Source organism: Psychromonas sp. (assembly GCF_047632995.1).
GTDB lineage: Bacteria > Pseudomonadota > Gammaproteobacteria > Enterobacterales > Psychromonadaceae > Psychromonas.
Genome location: NZ_JBLIEK010000107.1, coordinates 1 through 12,552 on the forward strand (window position 1 = coordinate 1; position 12,552 = coordinate 12,552).

12 protein-coding genes and 2 pseudogenes are annotated in these 12,552 nt (G+C 39.8%); 8 read left to right on the forward strand and 6 right to left on the reverse strand.

From position 1 onward, the window contains the following. Positions 1-123 precede the first annotated feature (123 nt). On the forward strand, positions 124-789 hold the full coding sequence (locus tag ACJAT7_RS14890; protein WP_415227591.1) for an SDR family NAD(P)-dependent oxidoreductase: 666 nt from the start codon (positions 124-126) through the stop codon (positions 787-789). Between the two features lie 171 nt (positions 790-960). After that, complete coding sequence (locus ACJAT7_RS14895; protein WP_415227592.1) at positions 961-1,605, forward strand: pyrimidine 5'-nucleotidase; 645 nt, start codon at positions 961-963, stop codon at positions 1,603-1,605. A gap of 256 nt (positions 1,606-1,861) precedes the next feature. On the opposite strand, the gene ACJAT7_RS14900 is transcribed toward ACJAT7_RS14895, so the two are convergent. The 5 genes from ACJAT7_RS14900 to norR form a co-directional block, all read right to left on the reverse strand. Further along, positions 1,862-2,488, reverse strand: coding sequence for an HD domain-containing protein (locus tag ACJAT7_RS14900; protein ID WP_415227593.1), 627 nt, complete (start codon positions 2,486-2,488; stop codon positions 1,862-1,864). Positions 2,489-2,532: 44 nt separating this feature from the next. Continuing rightward, the gene (locus ACJAT7_RS14905; protein WP_415227594.1) at positions 2,533-3,354 is read right to left on the reverse strand and encodes a DUF4393 domain-containing protein; all 822 of its coding nucleotides are present in this window, start codon (positions 3,352-3,354) and stop codon (positions 2,533-2,535) included. Between the two features lie 95 nt (positions 3,355-3,449). Continuing rightward, on the reverse strand, positions 3,450-3,929 hold the full coding sequence (locus tag ACJAT7_RS14910; RefSeq protein WP_415227595.1) for a macro domain-containing protein: 480 nt from the start codon (positions 3,927-3,929) through the stop codon (positions 3,450-3,452). 110 nt (positions 3,930-4,039) lie between these two features. Beyond that, positions 4,040-4,531 (reverse strand): hypothetical protein, encoded by a 492-nt coding sequence (locus ACJAT7_RS14915; RefSeq protein ID WP_415227596.1) that lies wholly within the window; start codon positions 4,529-4,531, stop codon positions 4,040-4,042. A 639-nt stretch (positions 4,532-5,170) separates the two neighbouring features. Next, positions 5,171-6,715 carry a nitric oxide reductase transcriptional regulator NorR gene (gene norR / locus ACJAT7_RS14920; protein WP_415227597.1) on the reverse strand — a complete coding sequence of 515 codons (1,545 nt, stop codon included), beginning with the start codon at positions 6,713-6,715 and terminating at the stop codon, positions 5,171-5,173. A gap of 206 nt (positions 6,716-6,921) precedes the next feature. On the opposite strand from norR, the gene norV reads away from it, so the two are divergent. The 5 genes from norV (at position 6,922) to ACJAT7_RS14945 (ending at position 11,243) form a co-directional block, all read left to right on the forward strand. Beyond that, positions 6,922-8,415: an anaerobic nitric oxide reductase flavorubredoxin gene (gene norV, locus ACJAT7_RS14925; protein WP_415227598.1), complete on the forward strand. Its 1,494-nt coding sequence runs from the start codon at positions 6,922-6,924 to the stop codon at positions 8,413-8,415. After that, a complete protein-coding gene (norW, locus tag ACJAT7_RS14930; protein ID WP_415227599.1) occupies positions 8,412-9,557 on the forward strand; it encodes an NADH:flavorubredoxin reductase NorW in 1,146 nt (381 codons plus the stop codon). Before norV ends, norW begins: the two co-directional genes overlap by 4 nt. A 64-nt stretch (positions 9,558-9,621) precedes the next feature. Beyond that, the gene (locus ACJAT7_RS14935) at positions 9,622-9,957 is read left to right on the forward strand and encodes a DUF1971 domain-containing protein (protein ID WP_415227600.1); all 336 of its coding nucleotides are present in this window, start codon (positions 9,622-9,624) and stop codon (positions 9,955-9,957) included. Positions 9,958-10,230: 273 nt separating this feature from the next. Beyond that, positions 10,231-10,788 carry a class I SAM-dependent methyltransferase gene (locus ACJAT7_RS14940; protein ID WP_415227601.1) on the forward strand — a complete coding sequence of 186 codons (558 nt, stop codon included), beginning with the start codon at positions 10,231-10,233 and terminating at the stop codon, positions 10,786-10,788. Positions 10,789-10,862: 74 nt separating this feature from the next. Next, the gene (locus ACJAT7_RS14945; RefSeq protein ID WP_415227602.1) at positions 10,863-11,243 is read left to right on the forward strand and encodes a putative zinc-binding protein; all 381 of its coding nucleotides are present in this window, start codon (positions 10,863-10,865) and stop codon (positions 11,241-11,243) included. 117 nt (positions 11,244-11,360) lie between these two features. Here the strand turns inward: ACJAT7_RS14945 and ACJAT7_RS14950 are convergent. Continuing rightward, positions 11,361-11,429, reverse strand: a pseudogene (locus ACJAT7_RS14950) (ABC transporter ATP-binding protein); the annotation flags it as partial. Positions 11,430-12,137: 708 nt separating this feature from the next. Here ACJAT7_RS14950 and ACJAT7_RS14955 point away from each other — a divergent pair. Continuing rightward, positions 12,138-12,552, forward strand: a pseudogene (locus ACJAT7_RS14955) (GGDEF-domain containing protein); the annotation flags it as partial.

Genomic DNA, 12,552 nt, shown 5'->3' on the forward strand with positions numbered 1-12,552 from the left:
AATATCAAGCGCTTACCCTAGTTTCCTGTGGGGATTCTTCAGGCTTCAGTCCACTTATAAGTAAAAAGCAGACTTAATCAGAGTCATCTGCATCAGCATGTTATCTTTTATTAAAGGAATTTTATGATTTTAATTACAGGCGCCAGTAGCGGTTTGGGTGCTGCTCTGGCTAGTCTTTATAACGCCGATGGAATACAGCTATCGATTACCGGACGCAGTAAGCAGCGCCTTGCACAGGTCGCTGGAAAAATGCAGGGAAAGGTGCAGGTAAAGCCAGCCGAACTTTGTGATCCTGTTTCAGTTTCGGCTTTGCTGGATTCTTTGCAGCAAATTCCGGATACTGTTATTCATTGTGCGGGGAGTGGGTATTTTGGCCCGATCGAAGAGCAGGCGCCGGACGAAATTAATAGTCTTATTGAGAATAACCTGACAGCAACGATTTTTTTATTACGTGAGTTAGTTAGGCGCTATCGGAACCATAAAGTCAATGTCGTGATTGTCATGTCGACCGCGGCGCAGGCGGCTAAAGCCGGTGAATCTACCTATTGCGCGGTCAAATGGGCTGTACGGGGGCTGGTTGAGTCTGTTCGCCTTGAGTTGAAGGGCTGTTCAATGAAACTTATCGCGGTTTACCCCGGCGGGATGGCGACTGATTTTTGGAAAACCAGCGGCGCAGACCAGGATACTTCAACGTTTATGCCCGCGGAAGAGGCGGCAACTATGCTGAAGCATGCGCTGACAAGTACTGAACGCGGGTATATCTCTGATATTACAATTAACAGAAGCTAAGCAGTGTCACAAATTCATGGCGCAAGTTAACAGGCTATAAGGCGTAAAGCGAGATAGAAAATATTATTATTACGCCCTCAACGAATGACAATAACTGTCATTTCACTACCTTGAGCTTTTGAAAGAAATAGTGATAGTATCCAATTTACCGATAAACAAAGAGGCAATCCTTTGACCCCATTATTAGAGCGTGATGTCCATCTATTTGACCTTGATAATACTTTGTATCCCCCTAAAAATGCTATTTTAGAGCAAATAGCCCCTAGAATGCGCAGTTTTATTAGCAATGAGCTAGCTATTTCCATTGAAGAATCTAATCAGCTGTGTAACAGCTATTATCAACGTTATGGTGGTACGATAAGAGGGATTCAATTACATTATCCAAGTGTCGATCTTAATAAATTTTCTGAGTTCTCTCATCAGGTTAATTTAGATAAGGTTGAAAAAGCAACAAAGCTTAAAAACGCATTACATGCATTTAAAAAATCACGTTATGTGTTTACCAACTCGCCACTGCCTTATGCGACAAGAGTCTTAAAACATATTGATTTATATGACTGTTTTGATGGTATTTTTAGTGTAGAGCTGACCGGTTACAAAATGAAGCCTGATCCACATGCATTTAATACTATTTGCCAACACTTTGGTTTTGAAGCCTCTGATGCTGCTTTTTACGATGATCAGATATCAAACATTTCCACTGCAAAAGCCTTAGGAATGCGTACTGTTTTAGTTAACAGAAGTGATATTGATAAACACGATGCCTGTTATAAAACGGAAGACCTACCTAGTTTTGTAGAATCGCTAACAAAGTGATTTTCCACAGTGCCACATATTATCGTTGCTGTGGCTGAGTAATTTTGGTCATATTTTAGTAAGTTTCTGGCACGCTTTGGAAGCGTTCGTGACTCAATCTTCTAACTCTGAATGGGACAAAGCGACTTGGAATCTTTTAGTTATTTACGCTCGGTTTCTCCAAAAGCGAGCGTAAAGACTTAATCTTTAATTAGATTTAGGTGTCCGTTAAAGCGGGGGAAGATCATCGTCCGGTACTTTGACTTGTTAGTTGTATTTATACTTCTGTTTTTAACTGCTGCAGATATTCTCGCATGAATTTGGTTCGATGCCTCCCCTCTATTCTTGCTGATTCTGTATTCATCTTATCGGCAAGGCTAAACAACTTTACATAGAAATGATCAATCGTATAGTTACGGTCATCAGGTAAGCGTTGCTTGCAAAATGTATCACAATTACTATATAGAGGCATTTCAAGAGAGGCGCCAACTTGCAAACATCGTGTTATACCAATTGCACCTAAAGAATCGAGTCGATCTGCATCTTGAACTATTTCCCCCTCTAATGTCCGAGGTTTAATATTTGCACTATAGCTATGTGCCGTGATGGCATGGTGAATATCATCTAGGTATGCACTTGGATAGCCAATTAATTTTAGAAATTCAATCGCCTTATCTGCCGCTATTTTCGAGCTATGTGCTCTATCTGGATGATTTTTTGCAAAGGAAAAACAATCATGGAGGTAAGCGGCTGGCAAAACGATTTTCAATTTACCTTTTTCTTGATGACATAAATCCTTTGCTGTTTTTACAACACGCAACACATGATTAATATCGTGAGCGGGATCTTGACTCATTTCTTTTTGAGCGAATGCTAAAAGCTCATTTTCATACTTTTCAATCACTTTTAATTATACTCCATGCCAGACGTAGGCAGCTAACGCCTTGCTCACCGCGACAACTGTATCTTATCCGAATGCAGCAATTTGTTAAGTAATGCATGATGCACAAACATTTTCCCAAATTGAGTTATTTCCAAAGCACCTTTATCTATTCGTGGAGAGAAACTTTTATTAACGGAATGATGTTCGATAATTTCTTTTATAACTTCGTCTTCTTCAATTTTTATATATAAATTTTCATCAGATAGTGCCGCCGATTTGATAACTGTGCAAAGGCCCATTCTCTCAATATTTTCTATTGAACGTATTGAACACCAAAGTTGATCTGAATTTTCTGACTTACCTAGTAGAGATACATTTCTTGCCACATAATTAATCGAGGAATTCTTAGAATTTATTATACCAATATCTATTATTGCAATAGCTGACTCACTTGCTAATTCACGTAAAGTAATGGCATCATTTTTATTCATTGATTTAATAATATCAACAAAAGCAGGGTGTACATTACCGCTTGTTTCTGAATTAATCGAATTGGCTAATAAGCTAGCAAACATTTCACGAAGATCTTCTTCTTGAGCGGTAAATCTAAGCGCTTCTATTGCTGGCCCTGCAATATGCGGATTTGGTGAAATAACATTTCCAATAGGTACTAATTCTAATTTTTTTGCAATACGTTCATTCAGCCAGTTTTTTATCTTATCGCCTCCCCAAATCATGCCATGAACTGGTAGTAATACAGTATTTACAGCTTGACCTATGGTTGTCAAAGCTTTACCTGATTCATCAATTACACCTTTAAAGCCAGATTGATATGTATGAGACTCTTCTATTTTATCGATATTTTCAATTAAGTCTTTTGAATTCATAATATCTCCTTTGTTACCTAACGCCTGCAATAAACGGCGCGTAGATTGGCGATGTTTTTGCTGGCTTTTGTTTTTAGCAAAAACCGCGACAACCGTTATGCGTCCGATTTAATTGCCTTGTATGGTGCGTATTGCACCAATGCATGATTTTCATTCTCTAATTCATTGTCGACAATCTGAGATATTACATTCCAATCACCGCCAGCTAAGCCAGCCCCTATTAACGGATAACCAATTCGCTTACCAGCATAGTTTTTTTTAACAAGTTGAAACACACTTTTAAGTGCATCATAGTCAACTTTAATACCTCTCCCACGCCAATGAAACTGTGTATAGGCGTTAATAACTGTTATTTCTCTACCGTTCTTATTAACCGTAACACTTGAATAAGATCCAAGCTTTTCTCGATTTCCATAACCCGATTTTAAGTCAACCTGATATGCTTCAGGGAATTCCGATTTAATTGCTTTAGCTATACCAGCTCCCATTGTACAGAAACAATTACAACCATGAATGATGACATCAAATTGTCCTTCAATAGCTAATTTTATCAAGTCACCTTTAATGATATTCACACTGTTTCCTTATGCACCATAACGCCTTGCTCACCGGCGAGTAAGTTGGTGCTGTCTTTTCTTTTAGCAAAAACCGCGACAACTGTATCGAGTCTGCGTGCAGCAATTTGTTAGGTTTTTTTCATACCCACGATTTGTAAAACACTATCAGTTGTTTCTTCTATAGTTTGTTCTGAGTTATCAATAACAGTTCCAAAACATGGCCTGCTTAACCCCATTTCATGAAGTTCATCAACTCGCCGGACTTCCCATTCAGTAAGCTCTCTCATTCCCCTGTTTGTTCTTAGCTTATCTATGCCGGGGTAAAGAGCCACTGCGTGTACTTCTATAGAAGAATCAAGTAATAGCTCATTTATATAATTAAAATTATCTTCGCTTAATGGATACGAAATGACTGAATTTATATCGTTCTCATGAAAATTCTTTGCTACAGCAATTGCATTTTTAATGTTGAGTTCAATCGTTTCTTCGAGAGGCATCCATCTTACGAAATCTCTCAACGCGTCAACTTCAATATGAGCAAAATTAATTGAGCGCTCAACAATTGATTCTGCGACTGTTGTTTTGCCTGAATTTATAGAGCCATTTAGTAATACAATCATATTGAAACCCTAACAGCTTTATAGGAATCACTGATCACGAAATGTGGCGATACCTATCTTATTTAAATTAATTATCACAATATCTCCCAATCATAATACAATCAACAACTTCTCTTTTATTCTAACGGAAACGTGATTTTAGGTGGGGATTATGGTGCCATCTATCTCATTTTTAAATCCATTGTTAACCATCTAATTTATATAATGAATTGGTACATGGCTAAATATTACCTGCAAGGTGACGCAAAACTCTAGATAAAATCGTGAATTAAAATCAGGGGAAACCTATTAGCGGTTAAGGGGAGGATCTTTTTTTTTGTCTTTTTTGGTAATCAATTTTTTTATACGTCGTTTTCGGGCGTTAGCAACTAGCTTTATCTTGGCTAGAAGGGTATTTATGCTCGTTTTTTCCCGAAAGCGGGTTAGTTTTTTGAGGTGGAAAGGGCACAAAGCGGTTAGTACTTTCTGCCTGTTAAGATTCTCCATTTGTGTTAGTTTTCGCTCAAGGCAAACAATTTATTTGCTGATTACATAAAGAAACGAAACGATCATTTTCATTGTTAAAAGACGCTGATATAGGATGCTAATCCCCGCATCTTCAAGTCATTTAGGTATAAATAAAAAACAGTATGATCAGATTTACTTTAAATTAAGTCTTTTCGCCAAACGGTGTAGATTACCGGTATCAATTTTAAGCAGTCTTGCTGTTGACGCCCAATTATTATTGTTTTCTTTAAATACTTGCTTAATCATTGCCGCTTGAAAATCATTAGTGGCCTCACGGAGTCCTGCATCTTTTCTGTCTTGATTATTCTGTAATTGTTCTATTTCTTGGGGGATTTCTAGTTGTGGCATATTCTCACTGCTGAGCTGGAAATGGCTAGGTTTTAAGCGCAGATAGGAGCCGGTTGTTTGTGATTTGGCAATTACCGCAGCACGATTAATAGCATGCTCTAATTCACGCACATTACCAGGCCAAGGATAATTCTGGATAATATTAATGGCGGCGGGATCAATCGATAAGTTTGCAAAACCCAGTTTCCCCCGACAGCGCTCGGCAAAAAATCCCGATAATAAAACCACGTCATTGCCCCTCTCTCTTAGCGGCGGGACATGCACAGGAAACACATTTAATCTATGGTAGAGATCGGCGCGAAAACGTCCCGCTTTTACCTCTTCATGCAAGGCTCGGTTGGTTGCCGCGACAATACGGGTATTCACTTTTAAACTTTGCTCATCACCGACCCTTTGTATATCGCCATATTGTAAAGCACGTAATAGTTTGGCTTGTAGAGAGAGTGGCAGTTCGCCAACTTCATCTAAAAATAATGTACTGTTATTGGCCAGCTCAAACTTGCCCTTACGATCGCTTATTGCGCCGGTAAATGCACCTTTTACATGTCCGAATAGCTCACTTTCTGCCACCGACTCCGGTAATGCCGCACAATTTAAATAGATTAAGCTGTTTTTGCAGCGCGCGGACTGCGCATGGAGTGATGAAGCGACCAGCTCTTTGCCGACACCTGTTTCACCCGTGATCAGTACCGATAGTTCGGTATCTGCGACCGCTTTAATCTGTGACTGCAGATCTAAGATGCCCTGAGAATGCCCGATCATCTCGGTTGGTTGCTGCACAAAAGCATCACGCGGATCAATATTGCTAAACATGCCCGCCTGGTTTTCCAGTTTTTCCATTAACAGTGAGGTATGCAAACTTGCTGCTGCAAGGGCACTAATAATACGCAGATCTTGATTAGTGAATGTTGCAAATTGATGGGGATCGAATGCATCAATAGTCAGTGCACCAATTAGACTATCGTTAGCAAGCAGTGGTAAGCCAATACAGGAGTGCACATTTAGTTCTCCCTTATGATTCACAATAAGTCCGTCATAGGGATCGGGTAATTTACTGTCTGCCGGAAAACGTACAATATCGCCGGCTCTGGCGATCGCCTCTAATCTGGGATGCTCTTGAATATTGAAACGACGTCCTAATACCTCGTCATAAAGTCCATTGATAGCCAGTGGGGAAAATTGTTGCTCTTGAAAAGCTAACAGTGCCGATGCATCACACTTAAACAGCTTGCGGATAATAGAAAGCAGGCGCTCAAATCTATCCTGACTGGAGACACTATTGGTCAGATCAATGGCTAATTGTGTTAATGCCTGATGTTTATTATTCATATTATTATCTGCTTTTTAAAATTATCACTTGTTGTCATTATGACATTTGCATTGTTAAATTGACACAGATTAATAGTTGTCATAATGACACCAAACAACAGGTTTTAAATTAAAGTCATTTAAAATCAATGCTTTAAAACTTGGCACGTGACCTGCAGTTGTAGTAATTAACTTTTAATTCTTTTTTAAATAATTCAGGTGTAAATATGACAATTCACATTAAAAATAATATTCATTGGGTTGGTCAACGTGACTGGGAAGTAGAAAATTTTCACGGTACGGAATTTAAATTAACCAAAGGCACCAGTTACAATAGTTACCTTATTCGAGAAGAAAAAAATGTGCTCATTGACACCGTTGACCATCGTTTCAGTTTACAGTTTATTCAAAATCTTGAGATGGAAATTGATCTGGATAAGATTGATTTTATCGTTATAAATCATGCAGAAGAGGATCACTCTGGTGCATTGCCGGCATTAATGGCTAAAATTCCTAATACGCCTATCTATTGCACCGAAAATGCCATTGATTCTATTACCGGGTTGCATCACCATCCGGAGTGGAATTTTAATGTGGTTAAAACCGGTGATACGCTTGATATTGGTAATGGTAAACAGCTTATTTTTGTTGAAGCGCCGATGTTGCACTGGCCTGATAGTATGATGACCTACTTGACTGATGATGCAGTATTGTTCAGTAATGATGCATTTGGCCAGCATTACTGTGACGAACACCTGTTTAATGATGAGGTTGATCAGAATGAGTTACATGAGCAAAGTTTACGTTATTACGCCAATATTTTAACTCCTTTTAGTGCACTGGTGATCGCTAAAATTAAGGAGGTGCTTAGCTTTAACCTGCCAGTTGATATGATAGCGACCTCTCATGGCGTAGTTTGGCGTGATGATCCGACGCAGATTATTCATCAGTATTTACAGTGGGCTGATAGTTATCAGGAAGATCGCATTACCATTTTCTATGATTCAATGTCTAATAATACGCGCATGATGGCTGATGCGATTGCACAGGGGATCCATGATGTCGATCCTGTTGTTGCAGTTAAAGTGTTTAACGTTTCCCGTCAGGATAAAAATGAAATTTTAACCAATGTTTTTCGTTCTAAAGGGATCTTGGTGGGATCGCCAAGCATGAATAATGTAATGATGCCGCAGATTGCGGCGATGCTAGAAGAGATCTCCGGGCTACGATTTAAGGATAAAAAAGCCGGTGCTTTTGGCAGTTATGGCTGGAACGGCGGCGCTGTAGATCGCATCCATACCCGCCTTACCGATGCCGGTTTTGAAACGATAGTTGGTTTAAAAACAAAATGGAAACCCGATGGTAAAGCGATGCGTGAATGTCGAGAGCATGGTCGCCAAGTAGCAAAAAACTGGGCGTTGCAAGATCTGAGCAAGATTAAATCCATTTCATCGGCCAAAGTTGCACAGGTTGTGCAAACTCCGAATCCAATCAGTGCGGGACCCGTAAGCGAATCAGTAGACAGTGATCGTCAATTCAGTGATTCACAAAACATGTTATGCACTGTCTGCAATTGGATCTATGAACCTGCAACCGGCGAGCCTGATCAAGACGTTGAGCCGGGTACGCCATGGGATGAACTGCCTGATACTTTCTTATGTCCGGAATGTGCGCTGGGCAAAGATGTTTTTGTCCCGACTGAAGACAGGAAAGTCTCATGAGTCTACCCGTTATTATTATTGGTAGCGGTTTTGGCGCTTACCAATTAATTAAGACCATCCGGCGTACGGATAAAAATCAGGAAATCACGGTTTTTACCCTCGACGAAGGTCACGATTACAATAAACCCGATCTCAGCCATGTCTTTAGTAATCAGCAGAGCAGCGCGGATCTGATCCGTATGTCCGGACTGGCATTTTCTGTTGAGAATAATATTACTTTGCACGCTTTCACTGAGGTGGAGAGCATCGACACTGATAAACAGGAAGTTTGTGCTAAAGGTGTAGCCTATCCCTATGCCAAACTTGTTTTAGCCACCGGCGCAAAAACATATATTCCGTCGATGCAGGGTAATGCGATTGACGATGTGATCACCTTAAACAGTCTGCGCGAGTTTGAAAACGCGCAGCTAGAGCTGCAAAGCGCACAGCGTATATTGGTGATCGGTGCCGGACTTATCGGCACTGAAATTGCGATGGATCTTGCCAGCAGCGGTAAAAGTGTTGTGGTGGTTGATCCCAGCAAAGCCCTGATGGCAAATATGCTGCCGGATCTGATTGCTAATGCATTACAAAAAAAGATGGTTGAAGCAGGCATTGTTTTTGAATTAGGTCGAACCATTAACTCGCTAAATAAAACTGAATCAGCCATTTCTGCCATACTGAGTTCAGGCGATACCCACCTTGTGGATTGTGTGATTTCTGCTGCGGGATTAAGGGCAAATATAGGGCTGGCAAAAAGATCCGGTTTGGCAGTTAAAAATGGACTGCTGGTTAATCAACAATTGCAGACATCGGCAAACAATGTCTATGCACTGGGAGATTGCGCGGAAATTAACGGTAAGGTGATGGCCTATCTTCAGCCGATTCTGCTAAGCGCCAATGCGTTAGCTAAAACTTTGCTAGATAAGCCAACAGATTTAAAGCTGCCGGCAATGCTGGTTAAAGTGAAAACACCACGAATGCCTATTCAATTGGGCGGTGATACTGTTATCGATGTTGCCTCCTGGCAGGTTGATATCGATGGGCAAGGTTGCTCGGTAAAAGCGTATAACGAAAAGAAAGAGATGGTGGGGTTTGTGGTAACAGAAGGTCATATGAAAAATGCCTTCCCACTGCTGAGATTGCTGCCTGCGAATCTTTAAAATTGGAAAATAATCAGGGCTTATTAAGTAATGCCCTGCAAACTTATAAATTTAGGAGAAAATTATGACTCATCAACGTATTCCAGCAAACTGGACAATTCAACGTTCAACCCCTTTTTTCACCAATGAGAATGTGCCCAAGGCGTTACTAAACCACCATAACACCGCAGAAGGCGTTTTTGGGCAGTTAGCTGTTATGGAAGGCGTGGTAACTTATTTTGGTTTTGCAGACAGCGAAGCAACCGAGCCTGAGGTTAAAGTAGTAATTAAAGCGGGGCAGTTTGCTACCAGTCCTCCGCTCTACTGGCACCGCATTGAACTAAGCCCTGATGCACAGTTCAATATTAATTTCTGGTCCGATAAAGATAAAACAGATCAAGCTATGTATCATAAAAAATAATTTCCTATACGGCCACCAAAGACACAGTCTTGATACTCAAACTACTTGAAGCGACAGATTTACAAGCTTCATGTAGCGCAGAGAGTATATTGTAAATTTGAACACTCTCTAGCGATGGCCAAGGTTACCCAGGAAAACGTATAACGAAAAGGAAGAGTTGTGGTGGCTGAAGTATAAAGAAGTACGGTTAAATCAGACAACAAACAGCAGTTATCGGTGACAATAAATTTGTTACTCTGTTTTTCAAAAATTACACTTATTAAGAGAATAACAATGGCAATCAGCTTTTCAGATCCCGAAAAACTAAAAGAGATATTTGATGGTGAAAACCGAGAAGAATGGCAAAAAACATCTTATATAATACAAAATTTACAACTTAAGGCCGATATGGTTATAGCTGATGTCGGTGCTGGGACAGGATATTTTTCAAATATTTTTTCTCAGACTCTTGCCAATGGGAAAGTCTACTCCATTGATTGTGAGCCTAATATGGTGATATATCTGAAAAATCGATTTAGTCACGATAGCTTTAATAATGTAGGTATTGTTCAATCTGTAATGGATGATCCTTGTATTCCACCTGATGTAGATATGGTTTTTGTTGCGAATACATACCGATTTATAAATGATCGTTGTGCATTTCTGCGTAATTTATTTCAACAAGTTAAACGTCATACTCGATTAGTATTTGTTGATTTTAAAGGCAGTCATGCTCGTGTGTCTCCAGATATGGCAATAAATGAAGTGCAACAATCTGGGTTCAAGGTTATTAATTTCGATATTACAGGATGTCCAGATCATTACATTCTTATGTTTCAAAAAAAGGATTAGTAAACTTGATACCATTTTTAGCCTCTTAATGAAGTGCTGGTCTCACAAATTAATTTTTAAAATCGGATCTCTCTATGAAACAAGACTATAGCAATAAGTTGCCCTTAATATACTCATGTTCGGGCTGCTCCAATATCGCTCAACTGGCAAACCAGGTAGCCATTGAATTAGACCGTGAGCAAGTGGCTGAGATGTCTTGTATAGCGGGGGTAGGTGGTGGAGTAAAATCTTTAGTAAAAAAAGCAAAATCTGGCCGAAAAATAATATCATTAGATGGTTGTCCTTTGCATTGCGTGGAAAATTGTCTTTCACGATATAATATAGAATCTACACACCATTACACGTTAACAAACTATGGGATCAAGAAGAAATACCATATGGATTTTTCGCCGTCGGATGTTACTGATATTAAAAAAACCATTATCAATGACATTAATGAAAGTGAGCATGCTTAATCATTATTATATTTCGGAATAAAATTACTGCGGGATCTCACATAAAATACGTAATACCAATTATTTGCAGGTTGTCTAATGATGACCTTTTTTGTCTCTGTTACTAATTGACTGAGAGCGATTAACCAAACCACGGGCGATAGTCACTCGTTGTTGTTCTCCGCCAGAAAGTTGAGATGAGATAGCTTTACCTGCATGTTTACCATTTCAGGGCATCTACTGCTTTGCAGTATCGCCACTTTCATAGCATGTTTTAATCCTTGGTTATGAATACTTTACCCGTCATATTAGTCTCCTCTGGCTTCAGCCGTACATATTTTGGAAAGATTGGCATCATCAATAAAGTTGCCGAGATATTGCTCACCACAAAGCCGATCAAACCCAACGCAATGGATTGTTGATCGTATTCGTCAACTCAGTGTATTTTTGCGATTAAGACAGATCCGATGCACTTTTAGTTTTTCAGCCGAGCCATACGACCAGTGGCGACGTATTCATAAATAGACTGCGCAATCTCTGATCAATAAATTTCGCTAGCTGTGGTGCTTAATTATTTACGGAATAAACAATGTCGATCTTATGGATTTTTCCAAGTGCATGGCTCTCCTTGATTGCAGGTGTCAATAGAAAAGGGCACAAAGCAAGTTAGAACTTTTGCACTATTTATCTGTTGGTTTGATGGTGAAGCAGCTATTTACATATAAAAAAGCGCTATTTACCTATAAAGGTATTTTGTGAATCTTGTAAAAACCCCTGGCCGGTATAATTTATTGATCTTTATGTGGTTTGCGTATTGTTTTGTGGCTATTTGTTGCTATTCTTGTGATTCCGGGCCTAAATAGTAGCTATGCAGTTGTTTCATAGTCTAAACAAGATGACGACGCAGGTATTACAATGATCAGTGATAATATAAAGCTCAGTCTAGCAGAATTAGCCAACACAGAATTTTCCTTTCAAAATGAAGAAAAGGTTAAATGGGCAGTAGAGTTGTCCATTGCCCACAAGGAGATTGTTTTTCAAAATGAAGAGAAAGGTAAACGGGCAGCAGAGCTGGCCATTGCCAACAAGGAGCTTGCCTTTCAAAACGAAGAGAAGGATAAACGGGCAGCAGAGCTGGCCATTTCCAACAAGGAGCTTGCCTTTCAAAACGAAGAGAAGGATAAACGGGCAGCAGAGCTGGCCATTGCCAACAAGGAGCTTGCCTTTCAAAACCAAGAGAAAGGTAAACGGGCAGCAGAGCTGGCCATTGCCAACAAGGAGCTTGGCTTTCAAAACGAAGAGAAGGATAAGCGGGCAGCAGAGCTGGCCA